Raw genomic sequence first — 20,529 nt, forward strand, 5'->3', positions numbered from 1 at the left:
CGGCGGCACCACCAGCGCCGAGAACCTCCAAGGGCTGTGCGAGAGGTGCAACCAAGCCAAGGAAGCCCTCGGCTGGCAGGCCAGACCAGGACCCGCCGGCACCATCATCACCACCACGCCCACCGGGCACACCTACATCAGCCCACCACCCGACATCTGGCCACAACCCCCACCAACCTGGTCCCGAGCCGAGTTCGGACTGCGCGACGTACTCCTCGAACACACCCTCGCCGCCTGAGCCATGTCGCGCTCAGGCGAGGGGGAGGAGGTCGCGTTCGGCGAAGACCTTCTTGGCGGTGAAGGTGGCGTTCAGGGCGCGGGGGAAGCCGCAGTAGACCGCGGAGTGGAGGAACGCCTCGATGATCTGTTCGGGGGTCAGGCCGACGTTGAGGGCGGCGTTGATGTGGACCTCGAGCTGGGGCTCGCAGCCACCCAGGGCGGTGAGCATGCCGAGGGTGACGAGCTGTCGGTCTCGCGGCTCGAGGCCGGGGCGGGCGTAGATCTCGCCGAAGCCCCAGGCGACGACCTGGTGGCCGAGCTCCGGGGCGATGTCGGCCAGCGCGTCGATGACTCGAGCACCGGCCTCGCCGTCGATCGCATCGAGGATCTCGCGTCCGTGGTCGTGGCGGGCGGCGCGGGAGATGGGGTCCTGGGCGGGGTTCTCGAAGGTCATGCCGCGCACGCTAGGAGTTGGAGCGCACTCGAAGTCAACGGACCGAAGCAGGCGTCAGGAGGCGTACGCGATCTGCTCCTGGATCTCGAAGCGGAGACCGTCGGCGGCGGCGATGTAGACATCCTGGTCGACCAGGTTGCCGTGCATCCGCATGAGGCCGCGGGGGCTGGAGTAGCTGTGGCGGTCGCTGAGCCGCAGCGCGGGCTCGACCTCGAGCCCGCCGCAGGCGTCGCCGATCTGGCGCAGGAACATCAGCGACTCGTAGCAGGACTCGCCCACAGCGTTGAGCGAGGGCGCGTACTCACCGAAGCGGCGGTAGTAGCGCTCGGCCAGGTCGGCCGACTCGGGGGTGGTGAGGCCGTCGAAGTAGGCAGCGGCCGCGAAGACGTTGGCGTTGGCGCCGGCGCCACCGGCGAGCAGGGTGTTCTCCTCGACCGCGGGGCTCAGCCGGGTCAACGACGAGCTCAGCCCGGCAGCGGCGAACTGGCGATTGAAATGCACGGCGTCCTGCCCCATCAGCAGCATGATCACCCCGTCCTGCTCGCCACCCTCGAGGCCACGCAGCACACCGGCGAAGTCACGGGTCCCCAGCGGGACGTACGTCTCGCTCACGACCTCCGAGGGCGATCCGCGCAGCGCGGCCCGGGCCGTGGACCCGGTGACGCGTGGGAAGACGTAGTCGTTGCCGACCACCGCCCAGCGGGAGACGCCGTGGTTGGCGCGCATCCAGGCGGTGGCGGGGAGCAGCTGGTTGACCGGGCGCTCGCCGATCATGAAGACCCCAGGAGTGTCGTCACCGCCCTCGTGCATGGCGGCGAAGGCGTAGAGGGCGCGGCCGCCGACGCGCGCGGTGATCGCCTGTCGTACGGCGGAGATGTGCCAGCCGGCGATGGCATCGACCCGGCCGACCTCGACGAGCCGAGCGACCTCGGCGGCGACCTCGTGGGGAGCTCGACCCGCATCGATCGCGACCAGCTCGACCGGCCTTCCGGCGATCCCGCCGCCGGCGTTGAGCTCCTCGGCGGCGAGCTCGCCGCAGGCGAGGCAGCCTGGGCCGTAGATGCCGGTCGGGCCCTGCATCGGCACCACGAACGCGATCGAGAGTGCCCCCGGCGGACGCGGTGCGAGGCCCAGCAGGGCATGGGGCGCCGGGGTGAACGACGGCGGAGACATCGGCACCTGCTCCCAGACGAACCAGACCAGCTGAAGCGGACGGATGACTCACCATTGAGCCGATGGATGGTTAGGGTACGGGAGTCGGGCCCTCGGCGCAGCGGGCATCCATGCAGACATTCGTGGGAGGACGCCATGGAGGTGGCCGAGACGGCCGTCACGGATCTCGCCGTGCTGCTCGCCCAGGCACAGCGCCGGATCGAGCGAGCGCTCGCCGAGGCGTACGCCGAGTTCGACCTCACCGCGGAGCAGTGGCGCATCCTCAGCGTGCTGCTCGACGATCCGGGCCAGACGATGACGCGCCTCGCCGACGGCGCCGCGCTCCCGGCCGGCACGCTGACCAGGCACGTCGACCGGCTGGTCGAGCGCGGGCTGGTGCTGCGCAAGATCCATGCCGAGGACAAGCGCCGCGCCGTGGTCGCGCTCTCGCCGGTGGGCGCCTCGGCTGCCCGGGAGATCCGCGCCCGCCAGCAGACCGAGGCCGTCGCCAGGGTCGCCCGCGATCTGCGTACCGTGCTCGAGAAGCTGCCCTGAGCCCGGCCGACTGAAGGCGTTTCCATCTGGAAACAAATCGTCGCGGGGTCCGACACATCCGCGAAACAACCCGTCCCTAGATTCCTTCCATTCGAGAGCAATTGTCCGATGGAAGGACCCCCATCCCGTGCGTACGAAATTCTCGAGCCGCCTCCTCGCGGCCAGCTCGGTGCTCGCCCTGGGCATGACCGCGACCGCCTGCGGCGGCGCCAAGACCGGTGACTCCGCGACCAGCGAGAGCTGCGTCGACACCAGCGGCGACACCATCAAGATCGGCTTCCTCAACTCCCTGTCGGGGACGATGGCGATCAGCGAGACGACCGTCTTCAAGTCCCTGTCCATGGCGGCCGAGGAGATCAACGCCGACGGTGGCGTGCTCGGCAAGAAGCTCGAGATCGTCAGCGAGGACGGCCAGTCCGAGCCGACCGTCTTCGCCGAGAAGGCGACCAAGCTGATCCAGGACGACTGCGTCGCGGCCGTCTTCGGTGGCTGGACCTCCAGCTCGCGCAAGGCGATGCTGCCGGTCTTCGAGGGCAACGACGCGCTGCTCTTCTACCCGGTGCAGTACGAGGGCCTGGAGTCCTCGCACAACATCTTCTACACCGGCGCGACCACCAACCAGCAGATCATCCCCGCTCTCGACTTCCTCAAGCAGGAGAAGAAGATCGAGTCGATCTTCCTGGTCGGCTCCGACTACGTATTCCCGCGCACGGCGAACAAGATCATCAAGCAGTACGCAGCCGCCAACGGCATCGAGGTCCTCGGTGAGGAGTACCAGCCCCTGGGCTCGACCGACTTCGGCACGGTCGTCGACAAGGTCAAGGCCGCCGGCGCGGACGCGGTCTTCAACACCCTCAACGGCGACTCCAACGTGGCCTTCTTCAAGGAGTACAAGGGCAAGGGCCTGACCGCCTCGGCGATGCCGGTGCTCTCGGTCTCGATCGCGGAGGAGGAGGTCCCGGGCGTCGGCGTGGGCAACCTCGAGGGGCAGTACACGGCCTGGAACTACTACCAGACCATCGACAGCCCGGCGAACCAGAAGTTCGTGACCGACTTCAAGGCCGCCAACGGCGCCAAGGCGGTCACCTCGGACCCGATGGAGGCTGCTTACACATCGCTGCACCTGTGGAAGGGCATGGTCGAGAAGGCGGACTCGTTCGCGGTCGAGGACGTCATCGACGCCTCCGACGGCGTCACGTACGACGCGCCCGAGGGCACCGTCGAGGTCAACGGCGAGAACCACCACATCGCCAAGACCGCGCTCATCGGCCAGGTGAACTCCGAGGGCCTGATCGACACGGTCTGGTCGAGCGACGAGCCGATCGAGCCGGACCCCTACCTGAAGTCCTACGACTGGTGGAAGAACTAGCCCGTTGGACGCGCTCCTCGCCCAGGTCTTCACCGGCATCTCCGCCGGTGCGGTCCTGCTCCTCATCGCCCTCGGCCTCACCCTGACCTTCGGTCAGATGGGCGTGATCAACATGGCTCACGGCGAGTTCATCATGGCCGGCGCGTACACCGCCTATGTCGTCTCGACCATCGTCGCCAGCACCGAGCTGAGTCTGCTGATCGCGCTCCCCGTGGGGTTCGTGATCGGCGGGCTGCTCGGGCTGGCGCTCGAGGCGAGCGTGCTGCGGTGGATGTACGCCCGTCCGCTGGACACGCTGCTGGTCACCTACGGCGTCGGCCTCGTCCTGCAGCAGGTCGCGCGCGACATCTTCGGGGCTCCGGCCAAGGAGGTGCCCGCGCCGAGCTGGCTGGACGGGTCGATCCCGATCCTGGGCTACGACTTCCCCCTGACCAGGCTCTTCATCATCGTCCTGGCCGCCGCGTGCGTGGCCGCGCTGCTGGCGGTGCTCCGGTTCACCGCCCTCGGGCGGCAGATCCGGGCGACCGTCGGCAACCGCGACCTCGCCGAGACCATCGGCATCTCGACCCGCCGCACCGACCGGGCAACCTTCTTCATCGGGTCCGGCCTGGCCGGTGTCGCCGGGGTGGCGCTCACGCTGCTCGGGTCGACCGGCCCCAACCTCGGCACGTCCTACATCGTGCAGGCGTTCCTGGTGGTCGTGGTCGGCGGCATCGGGCACCTCAAGGGCACGATCGTGGCGGCTCTCGGGATCGGCCTGCTGCAGGCGTTCCTCGCCCACGCCCTGACCGGCTCGGTCGCCCAGGTGATCGTCTTCCTGGCGATCGTCGCGTTCCTGCAGCTGCGCCCGCAGGGCATCCTCTCGGTCCGGACCAGGAGCCTGGCATGAGACTCTCCAACCTCAGATGGGCCTATCCGTACGTCGGCTGGCTGCTGCTCGCGGTCGCCCTGCTCGTCCTCGCCCCCGCGGTCCTGTCCGACTTCCGCCTCGGCCTGCTCGCGAAGTACTGCTGCTACGCCATCGCTGCGGTCGGCATCGGTCTGGCCTGGGGCCGTGGCGGGATGCTGGTGCTCGGCCAGGGGCTCTACTTCGGGATCGGCGCCTACGCGATGGCGATGCACCTCAAGCTCGCCGACGCCGGCCCCGGCGGGGTGCCGGACTTCATGGCGCTCTACGGCGACGCCACGGTGCCGGCCTGGTGGGAGCCGCTGCGCAACGGCGGGCTCGCGCTGGTCGTCATCCTCGTCCTGCCGGCACTGGTGGCGGGCCTGCTGGGGCTCGCGGTCTTCAAGCGGCGGATCAAGGGGGCGTACTTCGCCATCCTGAGCCAGGCGCTCGCCGCCGCCTTCGCGATCCTGCTCGTCGGCCAGGTGAAGACCACTGGCGGTGCCAATGGCCTGAACAACTTCCAGGGCTTCTTCGGGTACGCCCTGTTCGATCCCGCCAACAAGCGGATGCTCTACTTCATCGCCGCCGGGATCCTGCTGATCTCGATCCTGGTGATGGCCTGGCTCTACAGCACCCGCTTCGGCGAGCTGCTGGTCGCCGTCCGCGACGGCGAGGAGCGGGTGCGGTTCCTGGGCACCGACCCGGCCAACGTCAAGCTGGCGGCGTACGTCATCGCGGCCGTCCTCGCCTCGATCGGCGGCGCCCTCTTCGTGCCGATCGCCGGGATCGTCTCGCCCGACGACGTCGGCGTGGTCGCCTCCATCGGGCTGCTGGCCGGGGTGGCGCTGGGTGGGCGGGCCTCGCTGCTCGGTCCGGCCGTCGGCGCGCTCCTGGTCGGCTACGCCGAGACCTCGCTCTCCGAGGCCTTCCCGGGGTCGTGGTCCTACTTCCAGGGAGCCCTGTTCGTGCTGGTCATCCTGCTGTTGCCTGGTGGGCTGGCGCAGCTGCTGGGGCTGGTCGGTCGGCTGAATGTTCGCCGAGGTAACTCGGTGGACGATCACTCTCCTCGTGGAGTTCCACGAGGGAAGCAAGGCGAGACCGAGGTACCTCGGTCAGCATCCGAGGAGGCGGCAGCGCGATGACCCTGACGGTGAGCGACCTGCGGGTCGAGTTCGACGGTTTCGTGGCGATCGACGGGGTCTCCCTGACCCTCGAGCCGGGCCGGCTGCACTTCCTGATCGGTCCCAACGGCGCCGGGAAGACGACGCTCGTGGACGCCCTGACCGGCCTGGCGAGCGGAAGTGGTGAGGCGCGCTATCGCACACGCGATCTGCTCACGCTGGCATCGCACCGGATCACCCGCCTCGGGGTGGGACGTACGTTCCAGACCGCCACGGTCTTCGAGGAGCTGAGCGTGCTCCAGAACCTCGACATCGCCGCCGGAGTGCACCGGGCGCGGTGGCGGCTGATGCTGCCGCGGCGCGGGACACCCGAGCAGGTCGCCGAGGTGCTGGAGACCGTGGGGCTCACGGAGCTGGCGGACCGGCCCGCGGGCGTGCTCTCGCACGGGCAGAAGCAGTGGCTGGAGATCGGCATGCTGCTGGTCCAGGACTCCTCGGTGATGCTCCTCGACGAGCCCGTCGCCGGGATGTCGGCCGAGGAGCGCGAGGAGACCGGGGAACTGCTGCGCCGGATCAGCCCGGAGCGGACGGTCGTGGTCATCGAGCACGACATGGACTTCGTCCGCCGGTTCGCCGACGTCGTCACCGTCCTGCATGCCGGGAAGGTGATCGCGGAGGGCACGGCTGCCGAGATCCGGGCCGACGCCGAGGTGCAACGGGTCTACCTGGGTGACACCGTCGCCGGGGTGACCGAGACGAGCGCGGGAACAGGGGAGGACGCCTGATGCTGAGGATCGAATCGGTCACCGGCGGCTACGGCCGCACCACCGTGCTTCACGAGGTCAGCCTCGAGGTTCCGACCGGCGCCGCAGTGGCGCTGATGGGACACAACGGCGCCGGCAAGACGACCCTGCTCAAGGCGGCGGTCGGGCTGGTCCGGGCCAAGAGCGGCCGGGTGCTGCTCGACGGCGAGGACGTCACCGCGCTGCGACCGAGCGCACGGGTCAAGCGAGGTCTGGGCTACGTCCCGCAGGGCCAGCAGAGCTTCGGCGACATGACCGCGCTGGAGAACCTCCAGCTGGTCGGCGACCGGGCCGGGATCAGCGAGATGATCGACCTGTTCCCGGCGTTGAAGGACCTCCTCGGGCGACGCGCCGGGCTGCTCTCCGGCGGTCAGCGCCAGCAGCTCTCGATCGCGCGTACGCTGCTGACCAGGCCGCGGCTGCTCATCCTCGACGAGCCGACCGAGGGCATCCAGCCCAACGTCGTCGCCGAGATCGAGCGGGTGATCGCCGAGCTCACCGGTCGCGGCGACCTCACCGTGCTGCTCGTCGAGCAGCACGTCGGGTTCGCCCTGCGTACGGCCTCTGCCTACTACATCCTCGAGTCCGGCCGGATCACCGCGAGAGGTGACGGCGGCACCGAGGCGCACGATCACGTCCGATCCCAGCTGGCCGTCTAGGCCGGCCGTCCAGAGAGTTGGCGAGATGCATCTGACCCCGTCCGACACCGAGAAGCTGCTGCTGTCCGTGGCTGGGATGGTCGCTCGCGACCGGCTCGCCCGTGGGGTGCTGCTCAACTACCCCGAGTCGGTGGCATTGCTGTCCACCTGGGTGATCGAGCGCGCGCGTGAGGGCGCCCTGGTCTCCGACCTGATGACGCAGGGCCGCGGCGTGCTGACCCGCGAGCAGGTCATGCCCGATGTGGTCGACATGCTCGTCGAGGTGCAGGTCGAGGCGACCTTCCCCGACGGCCGCAAGCTCGTCACCATCCACCAGCCCATCGCCTGAAGCGGAGATGTCCATGCAGTCCAGCGGTCCCGGAGCCGTACGCGTCGCCGACGGCACCATCCGGCTCAACACCGACCGGAGCGAGTCGGAGCGGCGTACGTTGGTCGTCCTCAACACCGGCGACCGGCCGGTCCAGATCGGCTCCCACATCCACCTCCCCGAGGTGAACTCCGCCCTCGCGTTCGACCGCGAGGCGGCCGAGGGGTTCCGGCTCGACATCCCGGCCGGCACCTCGCGCCGGTTCGAGCCGGGCGCGTCCCGGGAGGTCGCCATCGTCGCGCTCAAGGGTGCGCGTCGTGTCCCGGGCATCCAGATCAAGGAGGCGTGATGGTGGAGATCAGCAGGAGCGAGTACGCGGCGCTCTACGGCCCCACGACCGGCGACCAGGTGCGCCTCGGTGACACCGACCTGTGGATCGAGGTCGAGGACGACCTGACCGCCGGTGGCGAGGAGTCGGTCTTCGGCGGCGGAAAGTCGATCCGCGAGTCGATGAACCAGTCGACGGTTTCCTCGGCCGAGGGCGCCCTCGACACAGTGATCACCAACGCCCTCGTGCTCGACCACTGGGGCATCGTCCGTGCCGACGTGGGGATCCGTGGCGGAAGGATCGTCGCCCTGGGTCGCTCCGGCAACCCCGACATCGCCGACGGCGTCCACCCGGACCTGATCATCGGGCCCGGCACCGACGTGGTCAGCGGCGAGGGGAAGATCCTCACCGCCGGGGCGATCGACATCCACGTCCACCTCCTCTCCCGTTCCCAGATCGTCGAGGCGATCTCGACCGGGACCACCACCGTCGGCGGCGGAGGCACCGGACCCTCGGAGGGCTCCAAGGCCACCACGGTCACCCCCAGCCCGTGGCACCTGGAGACCGTCCATCGCGCGCTCGACGACATGCCGGTCAATCTGCTGCTGATGGGCAAGGGCAACACGGTCTCCGCCGCCGCGCTGGCCGAGCAGGCGCTGGCCGGAGCCGCCGCCTACAAGGTCCACGAGGACTGGGGCTCGACCCCGGCCGCCATCGACGCCGCTCTCAAGGCGGCCGACGAGCACGGCCTGCAGGTCGCGCTCCACTCGGATTCGCTCAACGAGGCGGGCTACCTGGAGTCGACCGTCGCCGCGATCGCCGGCCGATCCATCCACGCCTTCCACGCCGAGGGCGCCGGGGGAGGGCACGCGCCCGACATCCTCTCGGTCGCCTCGCTGCCGTACGTCATCCCCGGCTCCACCAACCCGACCCTGCCGCACACCGTCAACACCGTCGCCGAGCACCTCGACATGCTGATGGTCTGCCACCACCTCAACCCGCAGGTGCCCGAGGACCTGGCCTTCGCCGAGTCCCGGATCCGGGCAACCACGATCGCCGCCGAGGACGTGCTGCACGACATGGGCGCGCTCTCGATCACCTCCTCCGACGCGCAGGCGATGGGCCGCATCGGCGAGGTCGTCTGCCGCACCTGGCAGGTCGCCCACGCGATGAAGGCGCGGCTCGGCTCGCTGGGTGGGAAGGCGGACAACATCAGAGCCAAGAGGTACGTCGCCAAATACACGATCAACCCCGCCATCGCCCACGGGATCGCTGCCGAGGTCGGCTCCGTGGAGCCCGGCAAGATGGCCGACCTGGTCCTGTGGGACCCACGGTTCTTCGGCATCCGGCCCGAGGTCGTCATGAAGTCCGGCGCCCTGGTCTGGGGTGCCCTCGGCGACCCGAACGCCTCCATCCCGACCCCGCAGCCGGTGCTCATGCGGCCGACGCTGGTGGGGCCGGGAGCGGACCACGCGGTCTCGTTCGTCGCGCCGGCCGCGCTGGAGACCGGCCTGGCCGACCGTCTCGGCCTGCGCCGCCGTCTCGTCGGAGTCTCGCCCACCCGCGAGATCGGCAAGGCCGACATGGTCAACAACTCCGTGACCCCCGAGATCCGGGTCGAGCCCGAGACGTTCCGCATCCATGTCGACGGCGAGCTGATCGAGCCCGCCCCCGCCACCGAGCTGCCGCTGACGCAGCTCTACTCGATGTTCTGAGCCCGATGTCCGACGACCTGCTCATGATGCTGCTCTCGGACGCCCGCCTCCCGGTCGCCGGCCACACCCAGTCGGGCCAGCTGGAGGCAGCCGTACGCTCCGGGCTCACCGCCGAGCAGGTGCCGGTCTTCATGCGGTCGCGCCTGGCCAGCGTCGTGCGGGTCGAGGCGGGCACGGCGGTGGTCGCGCTGCACCGGCTGCGCGCCGGTCTGCCGCTGGAGCCGGTCTACGACGCCTGGGCGGCCCGCACGCCCGCGGCCCCGATGCGCGACACCTCGCGCACCCTCGGCCGCGCGCTGTTGCGGCTGGTCAAACGCCTGTTCCCGGACTCGCCGCACGTCACGGAGGTGGCCGGGATCGGGCGTCCCTGCCGCCCACTCGTCCTGGCCGCCGCGGGCGCCACCGGTGGCATCGCGCCGGCCTCGCTGGGCCGGCTGGTGGCGTACGACGACCTGCAGACCGTCGCCTCGGCATCCCTCAAGCTGCTGCCCCTCGACCCGCTCGACGCCACCTCGTGGGTGCACGAGCTGCTCCCCGAGGCCGACCGGCTCGCCACGGAGGTCGCCCCACTCACCGATCCCCAAGACATCCCGGCGCCCAGCGCGCCCCAGCTAGACCTGTGGGCCCAGACCCACGCCCACACGACCAGGAGGTTGTTCAGTGCCTGAAAACGCGACGAAGAACGACAGGGGGCTGCGCATCGGCGTGTGCGGTCCGGTCGGGACCGGCAAGAGCTCGCTCATCGCGCTCCTGTGCCGGGAGCTGTCCGCCGATCTGGAGATCGGCGTAGTCACCAACGACATCTACACCGACGAGGACGCCCGCTTCCTCCGCTCCGCCGGTGTGCTCGACCCGGCCCGCATCCGGGCCGTCGAGACCGGCGCCTGCCCCCACACCGCGATCCGTGACGACGTCACCGCCAACCTGATCGCCGTCGAGGAGCTCGAGGAGGACTTCGCGCCGCTGGACGTGGTCCTGGTCGAGTCCGGCGGCGACAACCTCACCGCCACCTTCTCCCCGGCGCTGGTCGACACCCAGATCTTCCTGATCGACGTCGCCGGCGGCGGCGACGTCGCCCGCAAGGGCGGCCCCGGCATCGAGCGCGCCGACCTGCTCGTGGTCAACAAGACCGACCTGGCCCCGTACGTCGGTGTCGACCCGGTCGCGATGGTCTCCGACGCGGGGTCGGTGCGTGAGGGCCGTCCGGTCATCGCGCTCTCGCGCACCGATCCGGCCTCGGTGGAGGCGCTGGTGACGTGGGTGAGGTCCGAGCTGGCCCGGCACCGCGGCGGCGCCCTGGTTCCGGCCGACCCGGGGCCGATGGCGCCCCACTTCCACGCGGACGGCACCAGCCATGTCCACACCCATGACCACGACCATCAGCACGCCTGAGACCGCCAGCGGCTCCCTGACCCGGGTGCGGGTCGGGGCGGTCGACGGCGGCCGGGTGCGCGTGGAGACCGACGTCACCGGACCCGCGACGGCTCCGGCGCTGCGTCCGATGCTGCTCGCCAGCGACGCCCGCTCGGCGCGGATCTCGCTGGTCCCCGACGGCGCGATGCTCCTCGCCGGCGACCAGGTCACGGTCGAGGTGGAGGTGGGGGAGGGCGCCAGCCTGACCCTGGTCGAGCCGGCCGGGACGGTCGCCTACGACATGGACGGCGGCCACGCGTCCTGGACGGTCGCGATCACCCTCGCCGCCAACGCCAGCCTGGTCTGGGCGGGGGAGCCCTTCGTGGTCTCCGCCGGCGCCGACGTCACCCGCGACACCCGGGTCACCCTCGCTCCCACGGCGAGGCTCGCCCTGCGTGAGACCCTCGTCCTCGGCCGTCACGGCGAACGACCCGGCCGGGTGGCCACCACCTGGTCGGCCCATCTGGACGACGGGTGCCCGCTCCTGGTTGAGTCCCTCGACCTGGACGCGAGCTCGCTGGCGCCCGGACTCCTGGGTCCGCATCGCGTGCTCGCGTCGGTCACGGTGCTCGGCGGGGACGTACCGCCCGACGCCTGCCCCGACGGACGTCTCGACCTGGAGTGCGGCGGCACCCTGTGGCGCCACCTGGCCGGCGAGACCCACGAGGTCCCGGCCGGACCCTGGGAATGCGCCACGACTGGTTGATGTTTCAACGGCGTGACTGACATCGAGTTCGGCCTGGACACCTTCGGCGGGGTCACCCGCGACGCCGAGGGCAAGCCGCAGCACCACGCGCAGGTGATCCGGAACATCGTCGAGGAGGGCGTGCTGGCCGACCAGGTCGGGCTCGACTTCTTCGGCGTGGGCGAGCACCACCGCCGCGACTTCGCCGTCTCCAGCCCGGAGATGGTGCTCGCCGCGGTCGCCTCCCGCACCGAGCGGCTACGGCTCGGCTCCGCGGTGACGGTGCTCAGCTCCGACGACCCGGTGCGGGTCTTCGAGCGGTTCGCCACCCTCGATGCCGTCTCCCAGGGCCGCGCGGAGATCGTCGCCGGGCGTGGCTCGTTCACCGAGTCGTTCCCGCTGTTCGGCTTCGACCTCGCCGACTACGAGGAGCTCTTCGAGGAGCGGCTCGAGCTGCTCGCCGCCCTGCTCAAGGAGGAGAAGGTCACCTGGGAGGGGCGCACCCGCGCGGCGCTCACCGACCAGGAGGTCTTCCCGCGCACGGAGAACGGCCTGACCGCATGGGTCGGCGTCGGCGGGAGCCCGGAGTCGGTCGTACGCACCGCCCGCCACGGCTTCGGCCTCTTCCTGGCGATCATCGGCGGTCCCGCCGACCGGTTCGTGCCCTACATCGACCTCTTCGAGCGCGCCCAGGACGAGTTCGGCGTGCAGCGCCAGCGCGTCGCCGTCCACTCGCCCGGGTTCGTCGCGGCGACGGACGAGCTGGCGCGCGAGACCGTCTACGAGGGCTGGCTCGCGATGCGCACCCAGATCGGTCGTGAGCGCGGCTGGCCGCCGCCCTCGCCCGGCGACTTCGAGCGCGAGATCGAGGGCGGGTCCCTCTACGTCGGCTCGCCGGAGACGGTCGCCAGGAAGCTGGCCGGCACCATCAAGGTGCTCGGCGTCGACCGCTTCGACCTGAAGTACGACCAGGGCCAGGTGCGCCACGAGGACCTGATGGGCTCGATCGAGCTCTACGGCACCCAGGTCGTGCCGCTCGTCAAGGACATGCTGGGCTGAGCCGGGTCAGCCCAGCTCCTGGTCAGCCCAGCCAGCTCGAGATCGGGTGGATCGCGAAGTAGACGGCGAACATGACCGCGACCAGCCACATCAGCGGGTGGACGGTCTTGGCCTTGCCGCGGACGATCTTGATGAGCACGAACGCCAGGAAGCCGGCGCCGATGCCGACCGAGATCGAGTAGGTGAACGGCATCAGCGCGATCGTCAGGAACGCCGGGATGGCGATGTCCACGTCGGCCCAGTTGATGTCCTTGACCTGCTGCATCATCAGGAAGCCGACCAGGACGAGGGCCGGCACCGCCGCCTCCGACGGGATGATCTCGACGAGCGGGGACAGGAACGTGGTGAGCAGGAAGAGCACACCGGTCACGACCGCCGCCAGACCGGTGCGGGCGCCCTCGCCGACGCCGGAGGCCGACTCGACGTAGGAGGTGTTGGACGAGACGCCACCGGCGCCACCGGCCGCGGCGGCCAGCGAGTCGACGACCAGGATCGAGCGCGTACGCGGCGGAGTGCCGTCCGCACGCAGCAGCCCCGCCTCGGAGCCGATCGCGGTCATCGTGCCCATGGTGTCGAAGAAGTCGGCGAGCATGAGCGTGAAGACCAGCAGCACCGCGGTCACGATGCCGACGTTCTCGAAGGAGCCGAGCAGGTTGAACTCGCCCAGCGTCGCGAACGAGGGCCAGTCGACGATCTTGTCCGGGAAGGCCGGCACGTTGAGCGCCCAGCCGGTCGGGTTCTCTGCGCTGCCCTTGCCGATCCCGGCGATCGCCTCGACGACGATCGCGAGCACCGTGGTCGCCGCGATCGAGATCAGGATCGCGCCGCGCACCTTGCGCACCCACAGCGTGATCACCAGGACCAGGCCGATCACGAAGACCAGCACCGGCCAGCCAGCGAGCTGCCCCGTCGGACCCAGCTGCACCGGAACGGTCGTGTTCGCGGCGTCGGGGATGCGGCGCACGACCCCGGCATCGACGAAGGCGATCAACGCGATGAACAGACCGATGCCGACCGAGATCGCGGTCTTTAGCTCACGCGGCACGGCGTGGAAGACGGCCTCGCGGAACCCGGTCAGCACCAGCACGAGGATCACCAGACCCTCGATCACCACCAGCCCCATCGCGTCGGCCCAGGTCATCTGGCTCGCGATCGAAAAGGCCACGAACGCGTTGAGCCCGAGCCCGGTCGCCAGCGCCAGCGGGTAGTTGGCCACGACGCCCATCAGGATCGTCATCACGCCCGCCACCAGCGCCGTACCCGCCGCGATCGCGGCCAGGTTGTCGCCGCCGTTGCCGCCGAGGAGGTCGCCGTTGACGTCCTCCGCGAACCCGAGGATCAGCGGGTTCAGCGCGACGATGTAGGCCATCGTGAAGAAGGTGACCACCCCACCTCGCACCTCCCGCCCGACCGTCGAGCCACGCGCACTGATCTGGAAGAACCGGTCAAGAGCGTTGGTACGTGCTGGGGTCGAGGTGCTCACGCCCCGCATCTTCGCAGATGCGGGGCGTGAGGCGTCGCTGGTGGTGTGGGTCAGTCGGTGTGGTAGATCGGGAGGTCCGCCTCGGCTGTGCCCCACGCGCGGTTCGGCTCGGAGGCGACGTCGATGCGGACGGTGCCGCCGCGGGTCATCACCGACTCGGGCAACCAGGACTGCGTACGTTCCCGCCCGTCGAGGGTGACGGACTGGACGTAGATGTTCTCGGCGCCGGCGCCGGGGGACTCGATGGTGATGTCGACGCCGTTGCCGCGGTGGATCACCACCCGCTCGAAGATCGGGCTGGAGAGCAGCATCTCGGCGCGGGCGGGGTCCTGCGGGTAGATGCCCATCGCGGAGAAGACGTACCACGCCGACATGGTGCCGAGGTCGTCGTTGCCGGGCAGGCCGCGTGGGCCGGTGCCATAGGCCAGGTCGGCCATGGCGCGGACCGTCTCCTGGGTCTTCCAGGGCGCGCCGAGCGCGTTGTACATCCACGGGACGTGGATGCCGGGCTCGTTGGTCGGGTCGTAGCGCAGCGCGTCGCCGCCGGTGTATTGCCAGGAGCCGTCGGCCTTGTGGAAGAACGCGTCCAGCCGCTGGATCGCCCGCTCCCGCCCACCGACGGCCTCCGCCAGGCGAGCGACGTCGTGCGGCACCATCCAGGTGTACGTCGCGCTGCTCCCTTGCGCGAAGCCGGTCTGCGTCGACGGCGTGAAGCCACCGACCCAGCTCCCGTCGGCGTTGCGGGCCTGCTGATAGCCGCCCTCGGGCGTGGCGGCCGGGTTGAACGTGTGCTGCCACCAGCCGGCCCGCTCCATCAGGGAGTCCGTCTGGGAAGCGGAGGCGCCGAGGCGGCGGCCCCAGTCGGCGAGCGCGTAGTCGGCGACGGAGTCCTCGAGGGTCTCCGCGGCGCCGCCCCAGCATCGACAGGTGTCCTGGGGTGCGTACCCCTTGGCGAGATACTCGGCCAGGTTCGGCCGCTGGCCGATGCACTGCCCGGGGCAGCCGTAGCTGGACAGACCGTCGGGGTGCGGCACCGTGGCCTGGCGGACCAGGGAGTCGTAGGCGCCTCGAGCGTCGAAGTTGCGCACCCCGAGCGCGTAGAAGCCGGCCAGCGTGGGCGCGCTCGGGTCGCCGGTCATCACATGGGTCCAGCCGCTCAGGTGGACCCAGCGGTCCCAGACGCCGCCGTGCTGGCGGGAGTAGGCGTGCAGGGAGCGGGCGAAGTCACCGGCCACCCGCGGCTCCAGGAGCGCGAGCAGCTGGGTGTGGGCCCGGTACTGGTCCCAGCCCGAGAAGTTGCCGTACTGCGCCTGCTGGCCGCGCTCGATCCGGTGGACCTCCTGGTCGCTGCCCCAGTAGGTGCCGGCCACGTCGGAGATCACGTTGGGCTGCAGGTAGGAGTGGTAGAGGCCGGTGTAGAAGGCGGTCTGCTCCTCGTCGGTGCCACCGGAGACCTCGATCGAGGAGAGCGCCCGGCGCCACTCGGCCGTGGCCTCCGCGGCGATGGAGGAGACGGTGTCGCGTCGCCCGATCTCGGCGGCGAGGTTGGCCTCGGCGGCGGACTGGCTGGTGTAGGAGATCCCGATCCGCATCCGCACGCTCTGGTCACGGCTCGGGTCGAACGAGACGTACCCGCCCGAGCCCTGGCCCTGGCGGGCGGCGCCGGTCTCGTAGCCCTCACCGCCCCGCGCCTCGGTCGAGCCCGGCTGGAGCTCGCCGTTGACCCAGGTGCCGTGGCCGGAGAAGCCGCGGTCGAACTGCGCGGTGAAGTAGAGCCGGTAGTAGGAGCGCTTGTTGCTCCCGCCGCCGTTGCCGCGCCGGCCGCAGAAGGCGCCGGTGAGCACCGAGCCGCTGACCGTCCGCTTCGCCTCGTCGATCCGCGTCACCGCCGTCTCGCTGCCGTTGAGCGAGTTGGAGGTGCGGAAGAGCAGGTTCGCAGGCTTGTCGGCCGGGAAGGTCAGGTCGCTGACCGAGGCTCGCGTGGTCACCGCGGTGTCGACCTCGGCGCCGTTGGCCAGGCCCAGCCGGTAGCGCCCCGGCTCGGCCAGCTCGTCGGCGTGGCTGAAGTTCGAGGCGTACGTCGCATCGGTCACGTCCGCGGTGGGCGAGCCGGTCATCTCACCGGTGTGCGGGAAGATCGGCACGTCCCCGGCGGCGCCGGGATGGCAGCCCGCGCCGTTGACATGGGTCAGGGAGAAGCCGCGCAGCCGTGTGGTGTCGTAGGAGTAGCCGTTCGACGCGGCGGTGTTGGTCTGGTCGCCCGCCGTGGAGGTCGGGCTGAAGGAGAGCATCCCGAAGGGGCGTACGGCTCCGGGGTAGGTGTTGCCGCCGTTCGACGACCCGATCAACGGGTCGACGAGCGCCACCGGATCACCGGCGGGCGGCGCGGCGGCCCGGGCCGCCGAGAACGGAGTGAAGGCGCCGCCGAGCAGCGCGAGGGACAAGGCACACGTCGCGAGAACCCGCATGGCGGAGAACGATTCCAGAGGAACGTCCTCCGCCGTGCGGGTTCAGGTGAGAGCGAGTTGAACTCAGGCAGTCCACTCGGGGTAGTCGGTGTAGCCGGCCTCGCCGCCGCCGTAGAAGGTCGACAGGTCGGGCTCGTTGAGCGGGAGGCTCTCCGCGAGGCGCCGGGGCAGGTCCGGGTTCGCGATGAACGTACGCCCGAACGCGGCGGCGTCGATCAGGTCGGCCTCGAGGAGGCGGGCGGCCTTCTCGGGGGTGTAGGAGCCGGCGCCCACGATCGGGCCGGGGTGCGCGGTGCGCAGCTGCTTGCGGTAGTCGTCGGTCAGCTCCGGACCGCCGGCCCAGTCGGGCTCGGACAGGTGCAGGAAGGCGATGCCGCGCTTGCCGATCTCGGTCGCCAGGTGGAGGCCCATCTCAGCGCCCTCGGGGTCCTCGAGGCCGTTGAACGAGCCGATCGGGGAGATCCGGATGCCGACGTGCTCGGCGTCCCACGCGTCGATGACGGCGTCGAGCACCTCGAGAGCGAGCCGGGCACGGTTCTCGAGGGAGCCGCCGTAGGAGTCGGTGCGCTCGTTGCTGCTCGCGCTGGCGAACTGGTGGAGCAGGTAGCCGTGGGCGGCGTGGATCTCGACGAGGTCGAAGCCGGCCTCGCGGGCGTTGCGGGTGGCGCGACGGTAGTCGTCGATCACACCGGCGATCTCGGAGGTCTCCAGGGCGCGGGGCGTGGGGCAGCTGACCCGGGTCGGGGTGCCGTCCTCGCCGCGTACGGTCGTGCGGTTGCGGTAGGGGAGCGCCGAGGCGCTGACCGGGAGGTTGCCGTCGTGGAAGGACTCGTGGGAGACCCGGCCCGTGTGCCACAGCTGTGCCGCGATCCGGCCGCCCGCCTCGTGGACGGTGTCGGTGACGTGTAGCCAGCCCTCGACCTGCTCGGCCGAGTAGATGCCCGGGGTGTCCATGTAGCCCTTGCCCTGCGGCGAGATCTGGGTGCCCTCGGACACGATCAGCCCGGCCGAGGCGCGCTGCCGGTAGTAGTCGGCCATCAGCGGGTTGGGTACGTCGCCGGGCCGGCTGGCACGCATCCGGGTCAGTGGCGCCATCAGGACGCGGTTGGGGAGGGTTGTCGAACCCAGGCTCAGCTGCGAGAAGAGTGAAGTCACGAGGTGCTCAACGTAAGCGAGCGCTCATATTGTTCCCGGCGACGCCGGAGCGGTCGAGCCGGCGATGACCAGCGCCCCCATGACGCCCGCGTTGTCGCCGAGCTCGCTGGGGACCACGTCGAGCGCGGCAGCCGTGTCGGGCTGGGTGAAGCGGTCGATCGAGTCCTTGATGCCGAGGACGAAGGACTCCGACTGGCGCATCGTGTCGCCCACCACGATCAGCGCCGGGTTGAGGTGGTTGCACAGGTCGGCCAGCACGCGGCCGACCGCGCGGCCGGCGTCGTCGAGGATCCGGTTGACCCGGATGTCACCCTCCTGGGCGAGCTCGAGCAGGCGCTCGACGGTGAGCGTCTCGTCGTAGGCGGGCTGCAGCAGCTCGACCAGCCGGGACCCGCCGAAGGCCTTCTCCAGGCAGCCGCGGTTGCCGCAGCGGCAGATCGGCCCGTTGTCCTCGAAACGGACATGGCCGATCTCGCCGGCGATCCCGGTGATCCCGCGGTAGAGCTTGCCGGCGAGGACCAGGCCGGCGCCGATGCCGCTGGACGCCTTGACGTAGATGACGTCGTCGACGTCGCGCGCGGCGCCGTACTCGACCTCGGCGAGCGCGCCGAGGTTGGCGTCGTTCTCGATCTGGACGGGCAGGCCGATGCGGCGGGCGAGCTCCTCGCCCGGGGCCAGGTCCATCCAGTTCCCGAGGATGGGGGAGACGACGATGCCGCTGTGCGGGTCGACGGGGCCGGGGATCCCCATGCCGACGCCGAGGACGCGGTCCTTCTTCGGGTCGATGTCCACCTCGGCCAGGCATTCGCGCACGAGGGCCGCGGCACGGTCGATGGTCTCGACCGCGGAGTTGTCGACATCGAGCCGGATCTCGTGGTCGATGAGCGGCTTCGCGGCGAGGTCGGCGACCGCGACGCGGACGTGGCGATGGCCGATGTCGACGCCGATGAGGGTGCCGGGAGAGCCGTTGATGGTGAGAAGTGACGGGGGTCGTCCGCCGCCCCGGGCCAAGGCGGCGCCGGTGGTCTCGACGATCTGCTCGGAGGCGAGCAGCTCCTGGACGATGCTCGACACGGTGCTGCGGGAGAGTCCGGTGCGCTGGGCGAGCTCGGCGCGGCTGACCGGCGCCGACCGTCCCAGCAGGTCCAGAACCTGGGAACGGTTGGCGACGCGCAGCCGCGATTCCGGAGTGGTCATGGGCGTGACTGTAGGTGATTATGTCGATTTGCGACAGATCTCAGGTTGAAAACGTCCTGTGTTATGCGTTGACTGGACAGAACAGAGAGGCGTACGTTTTCCCGGCACGCGACCGCGAGTAACCCAGATCACACACCGACGTGGCGGTCGCGCAACCGGAGGATCAAAGATGAACGCAACGCGTAAGGCCCTGGCCGCCGGCCTGGCCGCCCTGAGCCTGCTGGCGGTGTCCGCCTGCGGAAGTGACAACGAGAGCGGCAGCACCGATGAGGTGGAGGTCTTCACCTGGTGGGCCGAGGGCAGTGAGAAGGCCGGGCTCGACGCCTTGGTCAAGGTGTTCGACGAGCAGAACCCCGACCTGAAGTTCGTCAACGGTGCCGTCGCCGGTGGCGCCGGCAGCGACGCCAAGAACGTGCTCCAGTCCCGCCTGCAGAACGGTGAGCCGCCGGCCACCTTCCAGGCGCACGCGGGTGCCGAGCTGACCGACTACATCAACGCCGGCCAGATCGAGGACCTCACCGACCTCTACGAGGAGAAGGGCTGGAACGAGCAGTTCCCGGAGGGCCTGCTCGAGCGCCTGACCCAGGACGGCGGCATCTACTCCGTCCCCTCGAACATCCACCGCGCCAACGTGCTCTGGGCCAACCCGGCCGTCCTGGAGAAGGCCGGTATCGAGGCCAACAAGACGTACGACTCGCTCGACGCGTGGATCGCCGACCTGAAGACGATCAAGGCCAAGGGCATCATCCCGCTCTCGATCGCGACCGACTGGACCCAGGTCCACCTGCTCGAGACCGTGCTCCTCGCCGATCTGGGCGCCGAGGCGTACAACGGTCTGTGGGACGGCACGACCGACTGGGGCGGCAGCGAGGTCAAGGACGCTCTGGCTGACTACAACACGCTTCTCTCGCTGACCAACACCGACCGCCAGGGTCTCGACTGGCCGGACGCTACCCAGCTGGTCATCGACGGCGAGGCCGCGTTCAACGTCATGGGCGACTGGGCCGAGGCCGCCTTCCAGGAGCAGAAGAAGACGCTGGGCACCGACTACACCGCGGTCCCGGTCCCGGGCACCGACGGCGTCTTCGACTTCCTGGCCGACTCGTTCACCATGCCGGTGGACGGCCCCAACCCCGAGGGCACCGAGGCCTGGCTCGACACCATCGCCAGCGACGAGGGACAGGTGGCCTTCAACAAGGCGAAGGGCTCGATCCCGGCCAGCACCACGGCCGACACCGCGGACTTCGGTGAGTACCAGCAGACCGCGATCAAGTCGTGGGGTGAGGACGAGATCGTGTCCTCGCTCGCCCACGGCGCCGCGACCTCGGTCAACTGGCTGACCGACATCACCGCCGCCGTCGCCAAGTTCGGCAGCAACAAGGACGTCGCCGAGCTCCAGGAGGGCCTCGCCGAGGCCGCCGAGGACAACAAGCCCGAGTGACCCCGGGCTCTCCCGAGCCTGACGAGATCATCTGGTCCGAGGGGTTGCGGCCGCACC

Annotated in this window: 21 protein-coding genes; 15 read left to right on the forward strand and 6 right to left on the reverse strand. The window is 70.2% G+C overall.

Features of this window, described 5'->3' with window-relative positions; translation table 11 throughout:
- Window positions 1-238 (forward strand): HNH endonuclease (locus tag ACIO3S_RS28400; RefSeq protein WP_400469917.1); only part of this gene is annotated, 238 nt, incomplete at its 5' end.
- Window positions 239-250: 12 nt separating this feature from the next.
- Here the strand turns inward: ACIO3S_RS28400 and ACIO3S_RS28405 are convergent.
- Together ACIO3S_RS28405 and ACIO3S_RS28410 are read right to left on the reverse strand one after the other, a co-directional pair.
- Window positions 251-673, reverse strand: a complete 423-nt coding sequence (locus tag ACIO3S_RS28405) for a carboxymuconolactone decarboxylase family protein (protein ID WP_400469919.1) — start codon at window positions 671-673, stop codon at window positions 251-253.
- Window positions 674-727: 54 nt separating this feature from the next.
- Window positions 728-1,846: a substrate-binding domain-containing protein gene (locus tag ACIO3S_RS28410; protein WP_400469921.1), complete on the reverse strand. Its 1,119-nt coding sequence runs from the start codon at window positions 1,844-1,846 to the stop codon at window positions 728-730.
- 135 nt (window positions 1,847-1,981) lie between these two features.
- On the opposite strand from ACIO3S_RS28410, the gene ACIO3S_RS28415 reads away from it, so the two are divergent.
- The 13 genes from ACIO3S_RS28415 (at window position 1,982) to ACIO3S_RS28475 (ending at window position 12,728) form a co-directional block, all read left to right on the forward strand.
- Entirely contained in the window at window positions 1,982-2,380 is a 399-nt protein-coding gene (locus tag ACIO3S_RS28415; protein WP_350842851.1) for a MarR family transcriptional regulator, read from the forward strand.
- Window positions 2,381-2,507: 127 nt separating this feature from the next.
- Window positions 2,508-3,749 carry an urea ABC transporter substrate-binding protein gene (urtA, locus tag ACIO3S_RS28420; protein WP_400469925.1) on the forward strand — a complete coding sequence of 414 codons (1,242 nt, stop codon included), beginning with the start codon at window positions 2,508-2,510 and terminating at the stop codon, window positions 3,747-3,749.
- A gap of 4 nt (window positions 3,750-3,753) precedes the next feature.
- Window positions 3,754-4,638, forward strand: a complete 885-nt coding sequence (gene urtB / locus ACIO3S_RS28425; RefSeq protein ID WP_160022194.1) for an urea ABC transporter permease subunit UrtB — start codon at window positions 3,754-3,756, stop codon at window positions 4,636-4,638.
- A complete protein-coding gene (gene urtC / locus ACIO3S_RS28430) occupies window positions 4,635-5,780 on the forward strand; it encodes an urea ABC transporter permease subunit UrtC (protein ID WP_400469929.1) in 1,146 nt (381 codons plus the stop codon). The genes urtB and urtC overlap by 4 nt, the downstream gene beginning before the upstream one ends.
- Window positions 5,777-6,544 carry an urea ABC transporter ATP-binding protein UrtD gene (gene urtD, locus ACIO3S_RS28435; protein WP_400469932.1) on the forward strand — a complete coding sequence of 256 codons (768 nt, stop codon included), beginning with the start codon at window positions 5,777-5,779 and terminating at the stop codon, window positions 6,542-6,544. The genes urtC and urtD overlap by 4 nt, the downstream gene beginning before the upstream one ends.
- Window positions 6,544-7,221, forward strand: coding sequence for an ATP-binding cassette domain-containing protein (locus ACIO3S_RS28440; RefSeq protein WP_400469935.1), 678 nt, complete (start codon window positions 6,544-6,546; stop codon window positions 7,219-7,221). Before urtD ends, ACIO3S_RS28440 begins: the two co-directional genes overlap by 1 nt.
- 25 nt (window positions 7,222-7,246) lie before the next feature.
- Window positions 7,247-7,549, forward strand: a complete 303-nt coding sequence (locus ACIO3S_RS28445) for an urease subunit gamma (RefSeq protein ID WP_400469938.1) — start codon at window positions 7,247-7,249, stop codon at window positions 7,547-7,549.
- Window positions 7,550-7,562: 13 nt separating this feature from the next.
- The gene (ureB, locus tag ACIO3S_RS28450; protein WP_400470168.1) at window positions 7,563-7,877 is read left to right on the forward strand and encodes an urease subunit beta; all 315 of its coding nucleotides are present in this window, start codon (window positions 7,563-7,565) and stop codon (window positions 7,875-7,877) included.
- Window positions 7,877-9,571, forward strand: a complete 1,695-nt coding sequence (locus tag ACIO3S_RS28455; protein WP_400469941.1) for an urease subunit alpha — start codon at window positions 7,877-7,879, stop codon at window positions 9,569-9,571. Before ureB ends, ACIO3S_RS28455 begins: the two co-directional genes overlap by 1 nt.
- A 5-nt stretch (window positions 9,572-9,576) precedes the next feature.
- Entirely contained in the window at window positions 9,577-10,239 is a 663-nt protein-coding gene (locus ACIO3S_RS28460) for an urease accessory protein UreF (RefSeq protein ID WP_400469944.1), read from the forward strand.
- A complete protein-coding gene (gene ureG / locus ACIO3S_RS28465; protein ID WP_400469947.1) occupies window positions 10,232-10,963 on the forward strand; it encodes an urease accessory protein UreG in 732 nt (243 codons plus the stop codon). The genes ACIO3S_RS28460 and ureG overlap by 8 nt, the downstream gene beginning before the upstream one ends.
- Entirely contained in the window at window positions 10,938-11,690 is a 753-nt protein-coding gene (locus ACIO3S_RS28470; protein WP_400469950.1) for an urease accessory protein UreD, read from the forward strand. The genes ureG and ACIO3S_RS28470 overlap by 26 nt, the downstream gene beginning before the upstream one ends.
- A gap of 12 nt (window positions 11,691-11,702) precedes the next feature.
- Window positions 11,703-12,728, forward strand: a complete 1,026-nt coding sequence (locus ACIO3S_RS28475) for an Atu2307/SP_0267 family LLM class monooxygenase (RefSeq protein ID WP_400469952.1) — start codon at window positions 11,703-11,705, stop codon at window positions 12,726-12,728.
- A 22-nt stretch (window positions 12,729-12,750) separates the two neighbouring features.
- Here the strand turns inward: ACIO3S_RS28475 and ACIO3S_RS28480 are convergent, their stop codons facing one another.
- The 4 genes from ACIO3S_RS28480 to ACIO3S_RS28495 form a co-directional block, all read right to left on the reverse strand.
- Complete coding sequence (locus tag ACIO3S_RS28480) at window positions 12,751-14,220, reverse strand: NCS2 family permease (RefSeq protein ID WP_400469955.1); 1,470 nt, start codon at window positions 14,218-14,220, stop codon at window positions 12,751-12,753.
- 41 nt (window positions 14,221-14,261) lie between these two features.
- A complete protein-coding gene (locus ACIO3S_RS28485) occupies window positions 14,262-16,679 on the reverse strand; it encodes a GH92 family glycosyl hydrolase (RefSeq protein WP_400469958.1) in 2,418 nt (805 codons plus the stop codon).
- Between the two features lie 63 nt (window positions 16,680-16,742).
- The gene (gene nemA, locus ACIO3S_RS28490) at window positions 16,743-17,834 is read right to left on the reverse strand and encodes an N-ethylmaleimide reductase (RefSeq protein WP_400469961.1); all 1,092 of its coding nucleotides are present in this window, start codon (window positions 17,832-17,834) and stop codon (window positions 16,743-16,745) included.
- A gap of 24 nt (window positions 17,835-17,858) precedes the next feature.
- Complete coding sequence (locus tag ACIO3S_RS28495; RefSeq protein ID WP_400469963.1) at window positions 17,859-19,031, reverse strand: ROK family transcriptional regulator; 1,173 nt, start codon at window positions 19,029-19,031, stop codon at window positions 17,859-17,861.
- A 169-nt stretch (window positions 19,032-19,200) separates the two neighbouring features.
- Between ACIO3S_RS28495 and ACIO3S_RS28500 the strand changes: the two genes are divergently transcribed.
- Entirely contained in the window at window positions 19,201-20,472 is a 1,272-nt protein-coding gene (locus ACIO3S_RS28500) for an ABC transporter substrate-binding protein (protein WP_400469966.1), read from the forward strand.
- Window positions 20,473-20,529 lie beyond the last annotated feature (57 nt).

The sequence above is a fragment of the Nocardioides sp. NPDC087217 genome, assembly GCF_044744805.1.
GTDB lineage: Bacteria > Actinomycetota > Actinomycetes > Propionibacteriales > Nocardioidaceae > Nocardioides.